Annotated in this window: 17 protein-coding genes and 2 tRNA genes; 7 read left to right on the top strand and 12 right to left on the bottom strand. The window is 50.2% G+C overall.

Going from position 1 to position 20,606, the window contains the following annotated elements; translation table 11 throughout:
- Positions 1–222 precede the first annotated feature (222 nt).
- The 4 genes from ychF (at position 223) to AC2IBB_RS10055 (ending at position 3,346) form a co-directional block, all read left to right on the top strand.
- A complete protein-coding gene (ychF, locus tag AC2IBB_RS10070) occupies positions 223–1,314 on the top strand; it encodes a redox-regulated ATPase YchF (protein WP_486332736.1) in 1,092 nt (363 codons plus the stop codon).
- Between the two features lie 65 nt (positions 1,315–1,379).
- Positions 1,380–1,456: transfer RNA gene (locus tag AC2IBB_RS10065), tRNA-Met, on the top strand.
- A gap of 226 nt (positions 1,457–1,682) precedes the next feature.
- Positions 1,683–2,426: a substrate-binding periplasmic protein gene (locus AC2IBB_RS10060; RefSeq protein ID WP_486332735.1), complete on the top strand. Its 744-nt coding sequence runs from the start codon at positions 1,683–1,685 to the stop codon at positions 2,424–2,426.
- A 185-nt stretch (positions 2,427–2,611) separates the two neighbouring features.
- Positions 2,612–3,346 carry a substrate-binding periplasmic protein gene (locus AC2IBB_RS10055; protein WP_486332734.1) on the top strand — a complete coding sequence of 245 codons (735 nt, stop codon included), beginning with the start codon at positions 2,612–2,614 and terminating at the stop codon, positions 3,344–3,346.
- Positions 3,347–3,352: 6 nt separating this feature from the next.
- Here AC2IBB_RS10055 and AC2IBB_RS10050 read toward each other — a convergent pair whose 3' ends face one another.
- On the bottom strand, positions 3,353–4,075 hold the full coding sequence (locus tag AC2IBB_RS10050; protein ID WP_486332733.1) for a lysophospholipid acyltransferase family protein: 723 nt from the start codon (positions 4,073–4,075) through the stop codon (positions 3,353–3,355).
- 314 nt (positions 4,076–4,389) lie between these two features.
- Between AC2IBB_RS10050 and AC2IBB_RS10045 the strand changes: the two genes are divergently transcribed.
- Positions 4,390–5,406, top strand: a complete 1,017-nt coding sequence (locus AC2IBB_RS10045; protein WP_486332732.1) for a hypothetical protein — start codon at positions 4,390–4,392, stop codon at positions 5,404–5,406.
- Between the two features lie 144 nt (positions 5,407–5,550).
- Entirely contained in the window at positions 5,551–6,330 is a 780-nt protein-coding gene (gene fnr, locus AC2IBB_RS10040) for a fumarate/nitrate reduction transcriptional regulator Fnr (protein WP_486332731.1), read from the top strand.
- Here the strand turns inward: fnr and AC2IBB_RS10035 are convergent.
- The 8 genes from AC2IBB_RS10035 to rnr all read right to left on the bottom strand — a co-directional run bounded on the left by AC2IBB_RS10035 (position 6,327) and on the right by rnr (position 14,732).
- Positions 6,327–7,232, bottom strand: coding sequence for an SDR family oxidoreductase (locus AC2IBB_RS10035; protein WP_486332730.1), 906 nt, complete (start codon positions 7,230–7,232; stop codon positions 6,327–6,329). The genes fnr and AC2IBB_RS10035 overlap by 4 nt on opposite strands.
- A gap of 180 nt (positions 7,233–7,412) precedes the next feature.
- Complete coding sequence (gene alr / locus AC2IBB_RS10030; protein WP_486332729.1) at positions 7,413–8,537, bottom strand: alanine racemase; 1,125 nt, start codon at positions 8,535–8,537, stop codon at positions 7,413–7,415.
- Entirely contained in the window at positions 8,537–9,973 is a 1,437-nt protein-coding gene (gene dnaB / locus AC2IBB_RS10025; protein WP_486332728.1) for a replicative DNA helicase, read from the bottom strand. Before dnaB ends, alr begins: the two co-directional genes overlap by 1 nt.
- Before the next feature lie 140 nt (positions 9,974–10,113).
- Positions 10,114–10,560, bottom strand: coding sequence for a 50S ribosomal protein L9 (gene rplI, locus AC2IBB_RS10020; protein ID WP_486332727.1), 447 nt, complete (start codon positions 10,558–10,560; stop codon positions 10,114–10,116).
- Positions 10,561–10,680: 120 nt separating this feature from the next.
- Positions 10,681–10,911, bottom strand: coding sequence for a 30S ribosomal protein S18 (gene rpsR / locus AC2IBB_RS10015; RefSeq protein ID WP_011395632.1), 231 nt, complete (start codon positions 10,909–10,911; stop codon positions 10,681–10,683).
- Positions 10,912–10,928: 17 nt separating this feature from the next.
- Positions 10,929–11,357, bottom strand: coding sequence for a 30S ribosomal protein S6 (rpsF, locus tag AC2IBB_RS10010; protein ID WP_216739614.1), 429 nt, complete (start codon positions 11,355–11,357; stop codon positions 10,929–10,931).
- 126 nt (positions 11,358–11,483) lie between these two features.
- Positions 11,484–12,200, bottom strand: a complete 717-nt coding sequence (rlmB, locus tag AC2IBB_RS10005; RefSeq protein ID WP_486333940.1) for a 23S rRNA (guanosine(2251)-2'-O)-methyltransferase RlmB — start codon at positions 12,198–12,200, stop codon at positions 11,484–11,486.
- Positions 12,201–12,305: 105 nt separating this feature from the next.
- Entirely contained in the window at positions 12,306–14,732 is a 2,427-nt protein-coding gene (gene rnr, locus AC2IBB_RS10000; protein WP_486332726.1) for a ribonuclease R, read from the bottom strand.
- A 283-nt stretch (positions 14,733–15,015) separates the two neighbouring features.
- Between rnr and AC2IBB_RS09995 the strand changes: the two genes are divergently transcribed.
- A tRNA-Leu gene (locus AC2IBB_RS09995) sits at positions 15,016–15,102 on the top strand.
- Positions 15,103–15,328: 226 nt separating this feature from the next.
- Here AC2IBB_RS09995 and AC2IBB_RS09990 read toward each other — a convergent pair.
- The 3 genes from AC2IBB_RS09990 to AC2IBB_RS09980 are packed head-to-tail and all read right to left on the bottom strand — an operon-like array spanning position 15,329 to position 20,575.
- On the bottom strand, positions 15,329–16,771 hold the full coding sequence (locus AC2IBB_RS09990) for a TniQ family protein (RefSeq protein ID WP_486332725.1): 1,443 nt from the start codon (positions 16,769–16,771) through the stop codon (positions 15,329–15,331).
- A complete protein-coding gene (locus AC2IBB_RS09985; RefSeq protein ID WP_486333939.1) occupies positions 16,761–17,903 on the bottom strand; it encodes an ATP-binding protein in 1,143 nt (380 codons plus the stop codon). The genes AC2IBB_RS09990 and AC2IBB_RS09985 overlap by 11 nt, the downstream gene beginning before the upstream one ends.
- Positions 17,903–20,575 carry a Mu transposase C-terminal domain-containing protein gene (locus tag AC2IBB_RS09980; protein WP_486332724.1) on the bottom strand — a complete coding sequence of 891 codons (2,673 nt, stop codon included), beginning with the start codon at positions 20,573–20,575 and terminating at the stop codon, positions 17,903–17,905. Before AC2IBB_RS09980 ends, AC2IBB_RS09985 begins: the two co-directional genes overlap by 1 nt.
- Positions 20,576–20,606 lie beyond the last annotated feature (31 nt).

The raw sequence follows: 20,606 nt of genomic DNA, 5'->3' as shown, positions 1-20,606 counted from the left end.
TGGCCCACACCTCTTCGAATGCGTATAATTTGCGCCCACTAACGCGCCTAAAGCGCACCGGTTTCAAGATTACGACCCGCAGCCCTCAAAGTTTGAGCCTGCGGCTTGGTTTTACGCCTTCCACAACAGACGACGTCAAGTTATGCACTGTCTGCGCAGGATTGGCCTCCGAAACTTTATAGAGACCTAAATACTTAAATTTCCGAGCTTTGAGGACATATCATGGGATTTAATTGCGGCATAGTCGGACTCCCTAACGTAGGCAAATCAACCCTGTTTAACGCACTCACTCAAGCGGGCATCGACGCCGAAAACTTCCCTTTTTGCACCATAGAACCCAACTCCGGCATCGTCGCCATGCCCGACCCACGCCTGCAAAAACTGGCGGAAATCGTCAAGCCTCAAAAAGTCATCCCAACCACAATGGAGTTCGTCGATATTGCAGGCCTGGTAGCCGGAGCCTCAAAAGGGGAAGGCCTGGGAAACCAGTTTCTGGCGAACATCAGGCAAACCGACGCAATCGCCCATGTAGTGCGTTGCTTTGCAGACGAGAACGTAGTTCACGTAGCCAATAAGGTTGACCCAGCCGCAGATATTGACGTCATCAATACAGAGCTGGCGCTTGCCGATCTGGATACCGTCGAAAAAGGCATCAAGCGCATCTCCCGCATTGCAAAAGGCGGTGACAAATTCGCCAAACAACAAATCGACGTACTGGAAAAACTACTGCCTCACCTGAACGAAGCCCAACCCGTTCGCGCCCTGAATCTGAGCCCGGAAGAGTTGGCTGCGATCAGAGAACTGTGCCTACTTACTATTAAACCAACCATGTACATCGCCAATGTCGCCGAGGACGGCTTCGAAAACAACCCCCACCTTGACGTAGTAAAGGCTATCGCCGAGAAAGAAGGCGCCGTTGTCGTGCCCATCTGCAATAAGCTGGAGTCTGAAATCGCCGAACTGGAAGACGAAGAAAAAGCAGATTTCCTGGCCGACCTGGGTATGGAAGAGCCCGGACTTGATCGCGTCATTAGAGCGGGCTACAAACTGCTTGGATTGCAGACCTACTTTACTGCGGGCGTGAAAGAAGTCCGCGCATGGACAGTCAAAATTGGCGCAACAGCCCCACAAGCCGCCGGCGTCATTCACTCCGACTTCGAGCGCGGATTTATTCGAGCAGAAGTAGTCAGCTATGACGATTTCACTTCGTTCAACGGAGAGCAAGGAGCCAAAGAAGCTGGAAAATGGCGCTTGGAAGGCAAGGATTACATCGTTCAAGACGGTGACGTTATCCATTTCAGATTTAACGTATAAGCTGATGATTTTTTAGGGTTGACAAGCCCTACAAAAAACACCAGAATACGCGCCTCAAATGAGACGGCAAGGTAGCTCAGTTGGTTAGAGCACAGCACTCATAATGCTGGGGTCGGCGGTTCAAATCCGCCCCTTGCTACCAGATTTGAAGGCCCGCTTTATAAGCGGGCCTTTTTCGTTCTTCCCCCATTTCCCAGCATCAAATACATATATCAGCCTCCAAAAATTGCCCTAGCACTACACCCCATCAAAAATGTGAACTTTTGTTAATAAAATCAACAAAATAACAAAAAAAAATCGCGGCATACCGTGGATTTTTCGGATAGACGGACTATCCTTATTGGAGTAGCTACATTCGAGGTTAAGACATGTATTATTTTCGCTCCCTTCTTTTGGCGTTATGCGCCACTCTCTGCTTATCAGCAAATGCGGAAGAGACAACGTTCAACCTGGTTACTGAAAACTTTCCACCCTACAACATGAGCGTTAATGATGCTGAGTACGAACACAGGCCAGAGGATATTACTGGCCTGATTACAGATGTTGTTAAACAGATTTTTACCAACGCGAAAATCGGTTACACCATGAAACTGCGTAATTGGAGCTACGCATACAACTACGCTCAGCGCAAAGAGTTTCGAGGCGTTTTCGGAACCACACTTACCGATGCTCGCAAACCTTTATTTAAATGGGTGGGACCTATTGCTTCAGATGGCTGGGTTCTTTACGCCAAATCCGGCTCAACTATCAAGATCAATTCGATTGAAGACGCCAAGAAGTACAAGATTGGCGCTTACAAGGGCGACGTGAGAGAGCAATGGCTGCTTTCCAATGGGTTTGAAACCTCAAGCCTAGATGATGACGCCCTAAACCCTAAAAGACTACAAAACGGCCAGATTGATCTTTGGATATCAGGCCCCGTTTCAGGCCCCTATTATGCGGCCAAAAACGGCGTTACCAACATCCAACCTGTATTCACCGTTAGAGAGACTCAGCTTTACCTGGCTGTAAATAAAGAAACGCCAGATGAATACGTCAACAAGCTTAATGAAGCCCTGGAAAAAATGCGCGCCAGCGGAGAACTGGACAAAATTACCGCCAGATACAGATAAACAACGAAGCCTTACAAACCCCGTAAAGCCCCATTTCATGGGCTTTACAGGGCCTTATCCCTCCCCCTTCACCCTCGCATCCGGAAAACTACTTATTCGGAAGACACCTATGCAGGCTGTTTAATAAGCAGCCAGACTAATCGTTAGTCAGAAAACAATTCCGCCCAGCCGTTTGAGGTGATTTAATGATCGCTAAGAAGCTATTGTTGGTTTCTGTTCTCTTTCTGTCCGCCATTGCTCGTGGCGAAACCTTTAACCTGGTCACGGAAAATTTCCCGCCCTTCAACATGGGTGAGGAAGACCACAAATACGAACACAAAGCTGAAGCCATCAGCGGCATCAATGTAGATATCGTCAAAGAGCTATTTAAACGCTCAGGTTACGACTATCGCATGAAGCTAAGAAACTGGAATTACGCCTACAACTTTGCACAACGCAAAGAGTTCCGCGGCGTATTCGGCACCACCCTGACTGATGCGCGCAAACCACTATTCAAATGGGTCGGGCCGCTCGCCAAGAACGACTGGGTGTTTTTTGCCCGCAACGACACCACCATAAAGATTAATTCCGTAGAAGACGCTAAGCCTTATCTTATCGGCTGCTATAAAGATGACTCCAGAGCGCAGTTTTTGAAGAACAATGGCTTCAATGCGTCAGAGCTTGAAGATGACAGCCTCAACCCCAAGAGACTGCAGCAAAGACAGGTGGACCTCTGGATATCCAGCACCGCATCAGGCTATTACTACGCCAAACTTGCCGGGGTTTCAGACATCAAGCCTATATTTACTATACGCGACACCAGCCTGTATCTGGCGATGAACAAGGATACCCCGGATGAAAATATCGAACACCTTAATAAAGTACTCGATAAAATGCGCACTGAAGGCTATTTGGACAAAGTGTACTCAAACTACAAATAGAGAGTATTACGCTTGGCTTAAGGCGGCTGAATTCCGCCTTATCCAGTCTTCCATTTCTTTGTGGACATCATCAGTAGCCCGGCCATTGGTTTCAATCGGCTTCCCAACTCTGACCTTAATCAAACCGGGACGTTTGCTGACGCTGCCAGCAGGCCAGCAATCGCCGGCATTGTGCGCGATAGGCAACAATGGAACGCCAGCACTAACCGCCAGTAGCGCGCCGCCTTTGTTATACTTGCCGATCTGCCCTGGCCGGACACGCGTTCCTTCAGGATAAATCACGACCCAGTACCCTGACGTCAACCGCTCTTTACCCTGCTTCAGCAACTGTTTAAGCGCAGCTGACGGCTTACTTCGATCAATGGCGATGGGCTTTAATCTCTTCAACGCCCACCCAAAAAACGGAATCTTCATCAGTTCCTGCTTCAGGACCGTGCATTGAGGGCGAAATATGACACCGAGAAGATATGTCTCCCAAGCGCTCTGATGATTACTGACAACCACACAGCTTGTTTTCGGGATATTTTCCAGCCCTTCAATCTCATAACGAATGCCACAGACAACTCGCGCCCACCAGAGTGCGAACACATTAAACCGGGAAACGATGTAATAGCGCTTTTCAAAATTGACGTAAGGTCCAATCAACATGCCAATTACAGAGGTGATAATGACACCCCACGCATAACCAATGTAAAAAATGAAAGACCGAAATAGCTGAAATGCCTGCACTTTTGCCCGCCTTTTTCCAATGCCCGCAAAGGATATCAACTCCCAACCCAAAGCTGCAATGAATGTTAGCCCGCAACGCCTCATAACCCCATTGTTTTAAGGCTTTTGCGACTAAAGTTCACCTCCCTCGCGCACCACGCGCTCACCCCTTGACCAATATCAATACACCCTGCCGGCAGGTGGATAGACTGAGCATGGAGAGAGGGGGGATCGATCCACTTGCCAACAAGTGTGACAACAGGCGCGCGCGCTCATTCGTTGACAATATCAGTCAAACGCGCGCAGGTGTTTTCTTACCTGGTTGGAGACCCAATATGCCAGTCGGAAAGGTCATCGAACAAGCAAAACAAAATGGGGGCAATGATAGCTGGGTTTACTTGCTCAACTCTCCTCCCAAAGAGTTTTCCAACGAAAACTGGAGCGCCTTGAACGAAGGAGCTTACACCGCAGACTATCGCAACAGCTCCCTGTCTCGCTCCTACGAGGGTGGATTCGCCCTGAGCGTTCAGGCGCCTTGTTTTAATGCACTCGTCAGCGCGGAGAACTACACTCGCCAACTTCCTTCCATGAACGCGAGTCTGCAAAAATACATCAACTACGTTGTGAAAGAAGTAAAACTTCTCAAGCAATCACTTCCTGAGGGCAGTCAGGTCAAATATTTGCACTGGTTTGGCGACTTAGTGCGCCAGCTGACGCCAGCAGCGCAAACTCAAGTGATGTACTACTTAGGCAGGGAATTTAAGCTGAACTTTGGCGCTGACGCTCGGCACGTCATTGAGCTGGACGCGCGCCCTGACTCCGAGGAAGCGCTCGCCCTAATTAAGGGACTGGGCTTTAATATCATTTGTATCAATGATCCGGGCGAGCATGCGCAATCATTCCCCATTAAAGACCTAAAGAGCTGGCTGCAAACCATTCGGGCATTTGATTTCAAAGCTGTCTATCTGCGTCTTAAGGTGTCCCCCGCCACTCAAGCTGCGCTATCACAGCACCTCGAAGAGGTGCTCACCGAAAGACCACAAGGCGTTTTGCTTTCCTGCCACAAGCCAGAAACCAGCAGTTCCCTTGGGCTGGAGGCCACACTCAAGGACTTCAAACGACGCATCAAATCCGCATCTTTCATTCCGATAACCCAGGACTTTTTCGCCCTCCCCTGGACTGGACTGATAAGTCAAGGCGTTAACTGCTTGCACGGCGTCGGGCTGGGCGCATTTTCATACACCCCCCATTACCAGTTGCGCAACGCCACACAGCTGGATGATTACTACAAAACTCTCGATAACAGCGAACTTCCAGCGCGGGCGATCCGATACACTCAGGCGCTGCTGTAACAAAAGGTAAAAGCAATGTAAAAACAAAGGCGAGCGCAGGTTTTCCCCTTATTTTTCCTGCTGTGGGGATTTGCTTTTAAATAGCTATTGGCTATCCTAGAAGCCTCTTTAAGCAGTTTCACTCATTCAGCCACGAGGCGACCGATGGAAAGCAAGCATATAGCAACCTCCTCTCCTTTTAGCTTACACAGAGGCTGCCATGAATGTAATTTGAGCAAGCTTTGCATTCCTATCGCAGTCGGGGCTGAAGACATTGATCGCCTGGAAGAAATTATTCGCCAGGGGAAAATGCTAAATCGCGGCGAGTATATTTTTGAGCAGCACACGCCGTTTCGCTCATGCTTCGCGGTGCGCAGCGGCGCAATTAAAACATTCACCGTGTCCGAGGAAGGCGAAGAGCAGGTAACGGGTTTCTACCTGCCCGGAGAAATTATCGGCCTGGACAGCGTTAGCATGGAAAAATACTCCTGCTCCGCCGTCTCACTTGAGCGCACCAGCGTATGCGAAATTCCTCTGGAAAAATTTGAAGACCTCGCCTCAGATATTCCCAGCCTGCAACACCACTTTTTCTCATTGATGAGCAAAGAGATTCAGGAAAGCAGGCAACTCACCATGTTACTGAGCAAAAACTCCGCTGAGGAGCGCATAGCATCGCTTTTACTATCCCTGTCGACCCGCTTCAGTCGTCGTCGCCTGTCCGGCACAAATTTCAGGTTACCCATGCCGCGTAGCGATATAGGCAACTATTTAGGCTTGGCGGTCGAAACCGTCAGCCGAGTCATCACTCGCTTCCAGAACAACGGCATTATCAAAGTGCAAGGAAGAGAAGTCCAAATATTGCAATTAGACGAACTGCAGAAGATCCTTCGCCATGACACCAAGTGCCTGGAGCACCACAAGGAGTCAGCACTCAACGCCCGCTAGCGGGTCTCTTCCAAACAGTTTTCAGTTGATTTCACAGCGCCACGCTGCTGGCATTGCTCAATCAGCGCAGGCAGATAACGACGCCAGGGAAGCTGTTTAACGCCAAAGGTGTTTCGCAATTTGATGCACCCCAACGCCCCATTCGCAGGCAGGGCCACCCCAGGCAACACATCAGCGCCTTTCTTCTCTATCAGAGCCTGCAACATTTCCTCTTGACCGAATGCCTGCAATACAATCGCCTTCAGCAGCTCAAAGTGCGTCACTGTTTCAGCGCCAGCATAATGATAGACGCCCCACACAGAAATATTACAACTTAACTGCTTAATAATAGCGTCCACCACTCTCGCCACATCATCCACCGCAACAGGCGTCAACTGCATATCCGTACTGGCGTTAAGTCTCTTGCCTGAAGACAAAGCCGTCAGCATCGTCTGCAGCCATCCTTGAGCGCCAGCTTCCAGCAACCACCCCATCCTCAAAATCAGATGCTTGCTATAGTTTTCCTGAAACCACTGCTCACTCTGCAACTTAGTCCGACCATATACAGAAAGCGGACGACCTTTGTTTGCCGAAATATAGGGGTTCTTTTTGACGCCATCAAAGACAAGATGACTCGATAAATGAATAATCGGCGCTTTCCATAAGGCTGCGACCTCCGCAACCGCCACACAAGCAGACACGTTAACTTGATACGCCAAGTCCGGATGTTGCTCCGACTTGAACAGATCCCCCATTTCCGCTGCGTGAACAACAAAATCCGCAACGGGCATCGCCTTCATTCCACGCACGATAGCATCATTAGTCATCAGGAACTGTTCGTAGGGTACGCCCTCCACTGCTATACCGCTCTGCTGCAGGCGCTGAGCTATAGCCTTACCTATAGGCGAATCTATTCCCGTCACACAAACAATCACTCATGCCCCCTTAAATGCTTCTTATGGCCTTTGACGCCCCGCAGAAGGCGGATCGCCTGAAGAATATATATGCTAACAATATTGGCTGCCCGGCAGAATTTTAGCAAACCCAGCGCTTCGGGCGTCACCCAGAAGCCTTATCTAAGCGCTTATCGCGTAAGCGCCGTCTTAGCCCGCAGTGGAGCCGCCAAGGTAGACTCTGGGCACTCTCGAGGTCATACCAGTAAATAAAGTATAGGAGATTGTTGAGGCGTATCCTGCAACTTCATCAGCAGAAATAATCCCCCCCCACAACTCCACTTCCGACCCAATACGCGCCTCCGGAATATGGGTAATATCCACTGTCAGCATATCCATAGATACACGACCGATAATTTTCGTCCGCTTGCCACACACCGCAACAGGCGCCCCGCTTTGCATCTGCCTCGGGTAGCCATCGCCGTAGCCGACCGCAACGACCCCCATTCTCGTTGGACCATCCGCAGTCCATGTAGCGCCATATCCAACAGAATCACCCACCTCCAGCTCTCGGGTAGCGATCAAGCGCGACTCAAAAGTCATAACTGGCTTCAGCCCAAAATTCGCCCCCGTCTTATCCGCCATCGGAGACGCGCCATACATGGCTATTCCTGGGCGCACCCAGTCTAAATGAGTTTCAGGGTACTGTAGCAAAGCTGCAGAATTGGCGGCGGAATAACGCCAACTTTCCGACCCCGAAGACCTCATACCAGCCTGAAACGCCCGCCACTGCTTCTGCTGCAGCCAACTATCCATCTCATCAGCACAGGCGAAATGCGTCATTATTCCGATAACTGAAAGCCCGGGTAGCCGCTGCAACCTCTCAGCAACATCGGTCAGCCTATTTAACGGCAGACCCAACCGGTTCATCCCCGTATTCAGCTTGATCCAGGTTTGCATCTGGACGGAAGTAGGCCCTGTTTTGCACAAAGGAGCCACGTCGGCCAGCATATCCAGCTGCTCCATATCGTGCACAACCCACTCAATATCTCGCCAACGGGTAGAGTCCGCCAATTCCTCAGGATTATAAAACCCTTCCAGCACCAGCAACGGCGTCGTCACCCCCGCCTCTCTCAAGCTGACCGCCTCATCGTAGCAAGCTACCGCCAGTTTAGGCGCCTCGCCTTCTAAAGCGCGGGCCACTTCCACAGCGCCATGCCCATACGCATCAGCTTTAATAACCGCTGCACAACGCGCGCTGCTCGCAAGAGAGTTCAGCAAGCGAATATTGTGACGCAAAGCATCCAGGTCGATAAGAGCACGAGAAGGACGCATTATTCGTAATCTCCGCCGCCGTAATCATGAGCCAGATCTTCAAACCGAGTGAATTTGCCCATAAACGCCAGTCGCACTGTGCCAATCGGGCCATTTCGCTGTTTACCAATGATGATTTCCGCGATGCCTTTGTCTGGACTATCCTCGTGATAGACCTCATCCCGATAGATAAACATAATCAAGTCAGCGTCCTGCTCAATCGCCCCAGATTCCCGCAGGTCAGAGTTAACAGGGCGTTTATTAGGTCGCTGCTCCAAGCTTCGGTTAAGCTGAGACAACGCAACAACAGGGCAGTTCAACTCTTTGGCCAGGGCTTTCAGGCCTCGTGAGATCTCAGATATTTCAGCCGTACGGCCCTCCGTCATTCCCGGCACCCTCATAAGCTGAAGGTAGTCCACCATTATCAAGCCAATCTCGCCATTGTGGTCCCGGGCCACTCTTCTCGCCCTGGAACGCATTTCAGTCGGACTCAAGGCGGCTGTGTCATCAATATACAAAGGCTTATCTTTAAGCATATTGACGGCGGAAGTGAGACGAGGCCAATCATCCTCATCCAACTTACCACTTCGAACCTTAGTTTGATCGATACGGCCAAGTGAAGACAGCATACGCATAACAATGGAATCTGAGGGCATCTCCATACTGAACACCAATACGGGCTTACCGCTAAGTATCAGCGCATTCTCCACCAAGTTCATTGCAAACGTGGTCTTACCCATGGAAGGACGACCGGCAACGATAATCAAATCTGAAGCCTGCATCCCTGAAGTACGGTCGTCCAAATCACGAAACCCGGTTGTCACCCCCGTGATAGCGCCATCAGAATGAAACAGCTCATCGATCTTCTTCAGCGTTTTAGTCAGGATCGGGTTGACCGACTCCGGCCCCCCCTGATTAGGGCGCGACTCTGCTATCTGAAAGACTCGCCGCTCTGCGTCATCCAGTACCTCTGTACTGGTGCGCCCTTCCGTCTGATAAGCTTCATCGGCGATTTCATTGGCGACGGTGATCAACTGACGCAATACAGAGCGTTCGCGAATGATTTCCGCATAAGCGCGAATATTCGCAGCGCTGGGCGTGTTCTTGGCCAACTCACTTAAGTAGGCCAAACCACCTGCAGAGTTCAGCTCACTACGATTATCCAGCTCCTCCGAAACGGTAATAGCGTCCAAAGGACTACCCAAATTCGCCAGCCGCGAAATCGAACCAAATATCAGGCGGTGATCCAGGCGGTAAAAGTCTTTAGCGGTAATGATGTCGGAAATCTTATCCCAGCTTGCGTTATCCAGCATCAGGCCACCCAAGACGGACTGCTCCGCCTCGATGGAATGAGGCGGCGCTTTCACCGCAGATGAGCTACTTGACAGCGCAATGCCGCTTTGGCCCTGCCCTTCCGAAGATTTAGCCGTGTCTTTACGTATTACTGACTCATTCATAGTGACTTGCAGAGCTTTAAAGGATAGCGCTTATTATCGCTAATTTGCGGATATCGACAACACAACAAATGTGTGGACTTAAGAGCATAAAAAAAGGCAGTGCGCCTATAGCGGACTGCCTTTTCCTGTATGGACGGAGATTACTCGCCGACTACAATTACCTTAACGGTAGCAGTAACGTCGGTGTGCATCTGAACGTCTACTTCAAACTCACCGGTGTTGCGTAGAGCGCCTTCAGGCAAGCGAACTTCGCTTTTCTCAACTTCAACACCCAGTGCAGACACTGCATCAGCAATATCTTTAGTGCCAACAGAACCGAACAACTTGCCTTCATCACCAGCTTTAGCAACGATTGTCACTTCTTTACCGTTGATGGACTCTGCACGAGCCTGAGCTTCAGACAGCTTCTCAGCAGCCGCTTTTTCAAGCTCTGCGCGACGAGCTTCGAACTGCTCTACATTTGCTTTAGTTGCAGGAACAGCTTTGCCGTAAGGCACCAGAAAGTTACGGCCATAACCAGCGCGAACCTTAACTTTATCGCCAAGGTTTCCGAGGTTGGCTACTTTTTCGAGAAGAATAACTTCCATCTTGTTTACCTCAAATCTTGTAACAACCGAAAGCTTCAGAGCTTCCGGTTGGCAAACCTTTAAGAACCTGATTTCTATGCCACCTCACCATTCATGACGTGGCGGGAGACTCTCAGGCGCTTAGTCGTCGTGGCGATCAGTGTAAGGCAGCAGAGCCAGATAACGCGCACGCTTGATGGCAGTGGCGAGCTGACGCTGGTAACGCGCCTTAGTGCCGGTGATGCGGCTTGGCACGATTTTGCCAGTTTCAGTGATGTAGCCTTTCAATACTTCTACATCTTTGTAATCGATCTCTTTTACGCCTTCAGCAGTAAAACGGCAGAACTTTCTTCTGCGAAAGAAACGAGCCATGATTAGCCTCCTATACCTTATTCTTCGTTGCTGTCTTCGTCGTCAGTATCGTCGTCAGAGTCGTCGACGTCGTCAGCAACGACGCGGGCGGGACGATCTTCGCCACGAGGAGCGCGCTGTTCGCGGGACTCAGCTGCTTTGATGGGCGACACTTCGGTCACAGCATCCTTACGACGAATAACCAGGTCACGGAGGATGGCGTCGTTAAAACGGAAGTTGTGCATCAGTTCGTCGATGACTTCTTGAGAACACTCAATATTCATCAACACATAGTGCGCTTTGTGAATTTTGTTGATGGGATAAGCCATGTGACGGCGGCCCCAGTCTTCCAGACGATGAACTTTACCGCCGCCAGCGTTTACGCTGGAGGTGTAACGCTCAACCATTGCAGGCACCTGCTCGCTTTGATCAGGATGAACCATGATCACGATTTCGTAGTGACGCATTGTAGCTCCCTTCGGTTTAACAGCCTTACGTTGCGTTTTCGTAAAGCAAGGAGTTGATGGTGGTTTTAAGAGGGCAGCATTCTATGCCTGTTCAGCAAGACTTGCAAGCCCGCGCACGAACAAAAACTAACCAGCCTGACGCTGTCGCACCGCCTCGAAAAGACATACGCCAGTTGCGACAGACACATTCAGACTGCTGACTTCACCCAGCATGGGAATATTGACAAGACTGTCGCAGTTTTCGCGGGTAAGGCGGCGCATCCCTTTATCCTCCGCCCCCATAACAATGGCCACGGAGCCCTTAAGATTCGCCTGATACAAACTTTGCTCCGCTTCTCCCGCCGCACCGACCAGCCAAACGCCATAGGTTTGAATATGCTTCAATGTACGCGCCAGATTCGTGACACGAATCAGCGGCGTCACTTCTGCTGCGCCACAGGCCACTTTTCTGGCGGCCGCATTCAACGGAGCGGACTTATCTTTGGGCACAATAACGGCGTGCACGCCCGCCGCATTGGCTGAGCGCAAACAGGCTCCGAGGTTATGAGGATCAGTGACGCCATCCAGGACAAGCAGCAACGCGGGCTCTTCCAGTTTTTCAAGCAACTCTTCCAAATCGGTCTCATTGCTCATTCGATCCGCTTTCAGGTAAGCCACAACCCCCTGATGTGCGCCATCGGCCGCCTTATCCAACGCCGACTTACCCACCTGAGAAAAGGGCACCCGGCGCTCTTGAGCCAGCTGCGCTATCTCCTGCAGGCGGTGATCATGGCGCTGCTCCGACAGCAGTAAACGGTCAATTTTACCCGGATGCTTCTGCAGCAATGCTCTTACCGCATGCATCCCAAACACAATGTTTGATTCAGACACAGTTAAACTCGTTCCGTACGTTAAAAAACCGGCATTCTACCGGTTTAATGTTTGCTTTACGCCAGCTTTTTCATACTGCTAGGAGCGTTTGCGGCGTCCTTTTTTTTGCGGCTTACGCAAAGGACCACTCGCCTCCGAACGCTTACCTCCCTTGGCGCCTTTTGCAGGCTGTCCGCCACCTGCTTTCTTTTCCTTTTTCCACTCTTCATTCCATTGCGCCAGAATTTCCTTGCGCTTGTTCTTTTTACCTGGGGCCGATCGCTTGGGCTCGCCAATCATTTCCAAGTCGATCTTACGATCTTCTAGCCCAACTCGAACCACTTGCACCCTCACCTCATCGCCCAGGCGATGCGTAACGCCCGTGCGCTCGCCGACGAGACGATGCTTCACCGCGTCGAACTGATAATAATCACTCTTCAGCGAGGACACATGGACAAGCCCTTCGACATACAGATCTTTAAGCTCGACAAAGAGCCCGAATGCAGTGACGGCGGCGACAATGCCGTCAAATTTCTCGCCAACGTGTTGAGTCAGGTACTCGCATTTGAGCCAACTCATAACATCGCGGGTGGCCTCATCCGCGCGGCGCTCGGTCATTGAGCACTGCTCCCCAAGAACCAGCAGCGCCTGCATGTCGTAGTTATAACGCGCGTTTTTAGGTAAAGCTGGCGCGCCCTCCACCCTTTGCACATTCTTGCAGGGCCGTTCACTTCGTATCAGATCTCTGATCGCTCTGTGCACCAACAGGTCCGGATAGCGGCGAATCGGCGAGGTAAAATGTGTATACGCTTCATACCCCAGTCCAAAGTGCCCCTTGTTCTCAGGCTGATATACCGCCTGGCTCAACGAACGCAACATCACAGTCTGCAACGTAGCGCTATCTGGGCGCCCCCGGATAGTCTCCGTCAGCGCCTGATAATCAGAGGGCTTCGGATTGGAGCCGCCCCCCAGACTTAAACTTAACTCGCCAAGAAACGCGCGCAGATTTTCCAACCGCTCCATCGTAGGCCCTTCATGCACACGAAACAGCGAGGGTATTTCATACTTATCCAGCAGCTTCGCCGTCGCGACATTAGCGCACAGCATGCACTCTTCAATTAGCTTGTGGGCGTCATTGCGCACTACCGGTACAATTTTGTCGATCTTGCGGTCCGAATCGAAAAGAATACGGGTTTCAACAGTTTCGAAGTCTATAGCGCCACGCTCTTCCCGAGCCTGCCTCAAAGCCAAATACAAATTATGCAGCTCTCGAATATGCGGAGCCAAGTCCGCATATCTTTCTGCAAAGGCTCTTCCTTCTGCGGAATCCGGGTCATCAATATACGCGCCCACCTTGGTATAGGTCAGTCGCGCCTTGGAAAGCATCAGTCCTTCATAAAACTTATAGCCGCTCAGCTTGCCCTTCTGACTAATGGTCATTTCACAGACCATACACAGGCGTTCTACATCAGGATTGAGCGAGCACAGTCCATTGGAGAGCACCTCGGGCAGCATGGGAACCACCCGATTAGGGAAGTAAACTGAGTTCCCGCGCTGAAAGGCCTCTTTGTCCAGCGCCGTCTGCGGCTTCACATAATGAGAAACATCGGCAATCGCCACATACAAACGCCAACCGCCCGACTTCTTCGCTTCACAATAGACCGCGTCATCAAAATCCCGTGCGTCCTCGCCATCGATTGTCACCAACGGCAGATGTCGAATATCGACTCGGTGCGCTTTGTCTCGAACACTCAACTTAGACTTGAACTTGGCGGCCTCCGCATCAACCTCTTCAGGCCACCGGAATGGAATCGAATAGGTGCGCAGAGCGACATCGATTTCCATACCCGGCGCCATGTGTTCACCCAGCACTTCTTTAACATGGCCCATCGGGTTAACGCGCACATCGGGCTGACGTACAATCTCCAATGTCACATATTGCCCATGTTTGGCTCCATTGAGAGCATGCTCCGGCACCAGGATATCCTGGGTAATGCGAGGATTGTCTGGAACAACGAAGGCAACTCCACTTTCCATATATATACGCCCAACGGCTTCGAAAGTGCGGCGCTCGACGACTTCAACAATGACGCCTTCACGCTTGCCTTTAAATTCGCGTCCCTCCTCGCGCACCAACACAATATCGCCATCAAAGACCCGCTTCATCTGACGTGACGACAGGTACAGGTCCGAGCCACCCTCTTCGGGAATAACAAAGCCGTAGCCATCTTTATGTCCCTGCACACGACCGCGAATCAGGTTCATCTTCTTCGGCAAACCATAGGCGCCTCTGCGGTTGCACACCAACTGCCCATCCCGACACATGGCGATCAATCGACGGCGCAAACCTTCATAGGGCTCAGGCTGCACAACATTAAAAGAGGAAGCTATTTCTTCGATGGTCGCAGGAGCTCCGCGCTCCTCAAGAAAGGCAAGAATAAATTCGCGACTTGCAGTGGGGTGTTCATAACGGGCGGCTTCGCGCTCCGCAAAAGGATCCAAACTACTCTTTTTCTTTTTTCCCATTAAAAGGACCTTAAATCTACAAAATTCATCAACATAGCGGGACCTGCGACCGATATGGTTGGTTTTCCATCACATTAACATAATTCCCGCATTTAAAAACCACTCCGAATCGCGCTCACCACATGTACAAATTTAGAACAAATTGGGCGTGCACAACTGCTTAACGCCCGTTTTTTATTCAATTTTTTTAATTTAAGCGCTGTTTTCAAAAAACTTAAAACCAACCCCAAAAAAGCGTTGACAAAGATCCAGGTGACGCGTAAAGTTCGCGCCATCCTGAAGTGCCGAGGTGGTGAAATTGGTAGACACGCTAGCTTCAGGTGCTAGTGGGGGCAACCCCGTGGAGGTTCAAGTCCTCTCCTCGGCACCATTTAATTTAAGGATAAAGACATCAAAGTGTTATTCGAACCATAAGATTGCACTATGTGCAGTTTTATTTTGCAGAATTACAACACGCCTAATTAGAAACACAAAACTGCTTCATCCCATATTTCAAAAAATTCCATCCATATCAGTTAGATACCAATTCCGTATAAAACGTCAGCACAACCATTTCCCTCAGAAAGGCACTGAAATTTCCGCCAATTAGTGCAGCTTTATGGTTCGGAACTACAGCTTGCCCCCTCACGCTTAGCTATTGCCTCACAAGCCAGTTTCTGCGGATGAGCACTAATCGCCCTAGCACGCGAATCACTGAGCTCCGCAAAGGAAAAGCGCTTAATAGCTTTGGCTGGCATGATTTCTACAACAGCCCTCCAGGAAGGCGCCCTACCCGCACGAATACAATCATCCACAGCATCACGCATAAGCCCATCCAACACCGAACGCCGCCCCATTTCGCATTGCTTGTTGTGGATACGATATAGCCGAGTGATTTCTCTAACCGTTTTACCGAAACTAAACTCAAGAAATCCAGCCGACACCCCCAACTCTATAGCTATTGCCTTGCGCGACTGAGGAGGCCTGGTTCCTTGTAGAATTTCATTCAAATAGACTTTCACCTTTCTCATGATTTTTGCCGAGTCTAGAGCCTGTGGCTTTGGGCTGGCCAGTGCAACCAAGCGCCCATCTGATATCTTGGCAGGCTCATAAGGACCAATAACGAAACGCTTCCTGTGTTGGGTACGCTTCAAATTCGGCAACCGCCCCTTAATGCACAGGCCATAGATGCTCTCTTGCCCCGAAAGCACTTCTGACAATGGAATATCGTACATCTCGAAAAGTTGAATCAAGCTACGAGCAGTGGGTCTCGCCTCTCCCTTTATCCACTTTTCAATCACGCGCCGATCAAATCCGACCTCCTTTGCAAACGCCACCAAAGAACCGTCAGCTCTCACGCCTATCAGATACTTTAATTCCTCAATGAGCCGCCGGTGGGAGTACATCAGCCCGTCAACCGACCCTTGCTGAAACACCAAATCTGAAAACCCTTTATCTGACTCCAACCAGCTCGGTGTCACTTTATCGACCAAGCGATCACCTAACGGTTCACGACAATGGTGACAGTAGCCAAGAGAGACATTCGATGACACATAAGGCTGCTCCATCAAGCAATGAAGGCAGACCTTCCTGAGCTTGCAATCATGGATAGAACACGCATCAACACCCTCAAGCGACCAAGCTAAGCGCTCATAAAAGAGGCCACTCTTTCTGTCATCAAGAAAGCAAAGGGGACACCAATGCTTGGTTTTCCGTATCAGCCCGTGCGCAGAAGGGTCTAGAGCGTCGCTCCAATGCAGCAAAGTCATCGGCATAACGGCCGCCATCGAAAGCCCTACAAGCTGAGACACCCTCTCAGCCAAGTGAGCTGTCTTTCTTGTCATTGAATTAAAGCACGTAGCCACTTCGCGCACGAGAAAGCCGGAAGACTTCCCTGGATCAATGATAGAACCGAATAAAACCGCAGGCTTCAATGAGTGATGCCAAGCAAGCCTCCAACAATAGGAAGTCAAAGACTCTTTCTGAAGCTCCTTCCCCAAGGGCTTCAAGGAACGCAATAACGTTCTTGGGCATTTAGCCAAATACGCTTCATGATACATAGGCAGGATCTCTAACAGGGTTCCTATAGCCCGGCTTGCCGCCCTTTTTCTTCACTTTAGCGTTCGGCTGCGGAACTGAGCCCGCCTTCATTTTCCCTGATGCATGCCCAAGAGCCTCTTGCTTGATTTCTTCATAATCAGGTTGCCTAAAGGACTCTTCCCCTTCGCGTATCTCCTCAAGAATGCGCTTCAAGGCCTTGGGGGACAGCATCGTAATCTCAAAATGCTCCAAGGTCATCACAGGAGAGGCCATTGCAAGAGCTCGAGACAGTGCTCGATATACCCAGTCCTTTAGAATTCCCACACACCCACAACTCCCAACATAGAAAAAAGTGAGGTCAGGCTGCATAAGACTTGCGTCTAAATCAATTGGCGTATGCGCAAGCAAGCCATTGTAAGCGTTAAAAAATGTTTGTTGATCTTCTTGTGTGGCGAATTTGTATTGAGGAAACTGCACATAACTCGCAATCCGGTTAATCTGGCCAGACCAATCAATCATTCCGGAAAGTTCATAGGTTCCTAGCCCTATGATGGTACAACCAGTTTTTGAAGACAGAGATTTAAGCACTTCGTAGTGCTGCTCGGACCTCCCACCGTGCTTAAAGAGGTGTTGAAGCTCATCAATCACTATCACTTGAGTTTCACGGTCTTTTAGGGCCCTCTTCATCTGATTTCGTAACGCTGCCGCTCCTGCAGACTTCCCCGTCAATACCCTTCCACCACGTTCATTAGAGATTTTCTCAACATGGCATTTCCGATCAATCAAAGGCTCTTCTAACTCCTCCAATACTTGCCGATACAGCTCCTTCCAATCAAAGACAATCCCTGCCTCCATATTAAGCTCCACACAAATAGCAGGAATACAGTGGGGGGTAGCAGCCCAGTCTGGGACTATATCTTGGTAGACATGATCGACAAGCCGGCTCGCCAAAGTCGTCTTTCCCACGCCAGTAGGCCCTGCAACAACAATAATATGCTTACCTGTATGCTCCTGAAGAGATAACTTTACCTCCTCAAATACCCGGGCGAGACTACTGTGCTTAAGAACAAATCCACGGTGAAAATAGCTCTTTTTCGCCGCAGCTGTGGCGACAAATAGCTCCTCAGAAACACGGGTCTGGGGATGTATCATCAAAAATCCTCCGGGATAAGCGCCGAGTAATCGACTTTGATTTCATTCCTTGAATTAGACTCAACAGCTGTCTCGCTGGAGGATGTATTGAAAGCATTTTCCTCCTCTAAGGGGGCTTCGACGGTTATGAGTAGCCGCTCACTGTCCTTGGCTTGTTGACGCTGAGAAAGTGTTGCTTCCCGTTCCTCAAATAGGTCAAACAATCGGGCAAGCTCCCGCATAGTCAACGTTCTTTGCTTTCTTGCAAGCCCTTTTCTCTGGCGATGCTCACTAAGCAGAACATTTAGCTCGCGCTCAGACCGTCCACGAAACACATCGTAATAACTGCCAGCTTGGCATTTCTGCCAGCCCCCTCTTATGTATGCATACACAAACCCAATATCGTATGGATCATAGCGAACTTGAACACACTTATTCCGCACATCACTGGCACGAAATGAACTATGCCAATAATCAATATGATTGACTCGGACGCCTGTTCTAGAGTTGACCTTGGCAGTGCCTTTACGGGTCGTGGGAAGCGTGGAAATAATAAACTTTTGATCATACAGAACCTGGCGATTGCGCCTTACCCCCAGTGTTCGCTCACTTCTGGCGTACTTCTCTAACGGCGACTCCAGTTCGCTGCTTTGAGCATGCGCGCGCAAGTGCTCCAACAAATCGCTTAATGCCTTATCGAACTCATGGAGGGTCCATATCGCATTGAGTCGCGGGTTGACCTTCCTAGTCAACTCCCTAACATTGCCGCTGGTTGCCTGAGTATTTCCTTTTAGGCGGTGAATTAGCTGCGTCTGCACAGAACCAAAAAATCGTTCGATAATAGCCCCGTGCCGAGGCTTCCCATCTCGTCTCAGAATAGATCCGCCATACTTTGCCACCAAGGACTCAAAGTAAACACTACGAAACTCCGCCCCACCATCGGCCCAAATATTACTCGGCATGTACCCAAAACGCTGCACCATGCTTCTGATTGCGATCATGACGCTTCGATAACTGGGCGGATCATAAAGTACGGCATACCCGAGCGGCATACCGCTGAAGCAATCGATCAACAGTGTCAGCCATGGCCTTCCCAAATTGGCCCCAGAGCGACTGCAAACCAACTCCAGTTCCAGCTCGGTATGATCTGTATGAATCACATCCATTGCATACTGCCCAGAAAAGTCTACCGGCATTGACTGCCCCTGGTTCATACCACTTTCTAGTTGGTAAGCTGCTTTATCCCCCTGACGAGCTCGGGTAGTCTCGACATGATCACGATTGTTCGCACGCAGATAGAATGTTCGCTCGGAGGGCGGCACTAACTTTCTTTCATCGCATAACGACAACAACTGGCCATATGCATGCGTTACGGGTGGCCTTTCTTTGACAGCAAAATGTGTTTCAAGTACGTCTTGAACAAGTTTTTCTAGCTCACCAGGTAAGCGGCCCCCCCGATTTCCTCGCCCCCGGGTATTAGGAAGCAAGCCTACGTACCCATCACCCAACTCATGTAGAGCTGCTAGATATCGTTTTTTCCAGACCAGAAGCGTTCGTCGAGAAACCTTCAGTTCCTTAGCAACCTCACTCACCGCCTCTCCAGCATTGAGCCGTGTTACTGCCTTTATACGCCGGTTCGCCTCCTCAAGCTCATCTCGGCCCGCTCGGTTGAGTTGATCTAGAACGGGATCTGCATCCTTACCCTGCAAGGTAATTAGACCTCGATTAATTTGCTCATCTAACACAAAACGCGGGACAACTTCCTTTACCCCAGCTACTCCAATCAATGAGACAGAATCAACAGAAACTTCTTCAACATGTAGCTCCTTTCCATTTCTTGTTAGCTTCACGCCAACCTGAAGATCCCCGCTTACCGGGTAAACTGAAAGCCTCTTGGCGATCATCATGTCTTCTTCAGAACGAAAAACTCTGCAAAATTCTGGAAAGCTCAGTCGGTCTGACTCCAGATCCACACAAAGCCCGTTTGACAATACAAGATTATAAACTCGGTCAGCTGGCAGCAGCTCTTGGTCTATCAAATCTTTCAACAGACACCATCGCTGCCCTCCATAACGCGCATCCAGATAGGCCATTTCAGCAGAAGTGAGCTCATCCGCAACACCTTGGGACAAAAAATCTAGCAAAAAGCGAAAGTTTTCAACCAACCGGTAAGAGAGGTCTAACTCAGACCTAATTCGAAACCCAAGCCCCATGTCAGCCGCATACCGCTCTGCCGGCGGTGACCGGAATACTTTGCCTTGAGTGTCACAGAGAAAACGCCCTGGCTTTTCTGCACTCAACTTAAGCAGATCAGGGGAGTTCTTCCATTCTTCCCAGCCAATAAAGTCGTCACTTATAACAAACAAGTCTGCTGTGCTATTAGCCCACGTTCGACGCCCCGACTTATTACGATAAGGAAAGCGAAGCTTGGCGCTAGGCTGGTCATAAAACTCATGAATACTTGGCGAAAACTCGCACAAGTATAGGGCTGCAGCCTCAATGGATAAGCTCTCTGCCTGTATTGTCAGCCCCATCTTTCGGCTTGCAAACCTAAAGCATATCGACAGATTCTTACCGGGACCGCCAACTCTACGAGCTGGCGGAGAGCTTCTGATAGCTAAAACTGTTTCAATTCCCTCGTCAGTCACACCCTTAGCGCGACACCTATCGACCACATCTCCCTCTGTGAGCATTGACCGCCCTCCAATTAGCGTCGAAAATGTA

The sequence above is a fragment of the Hahella sp. NS-SX17 genome, from assembly GCF_057367735.1.
Note: the sequence above shows the minus strand (reverse complement) of the source record. Positions and strands in the feature narration are given on the sequence as shown.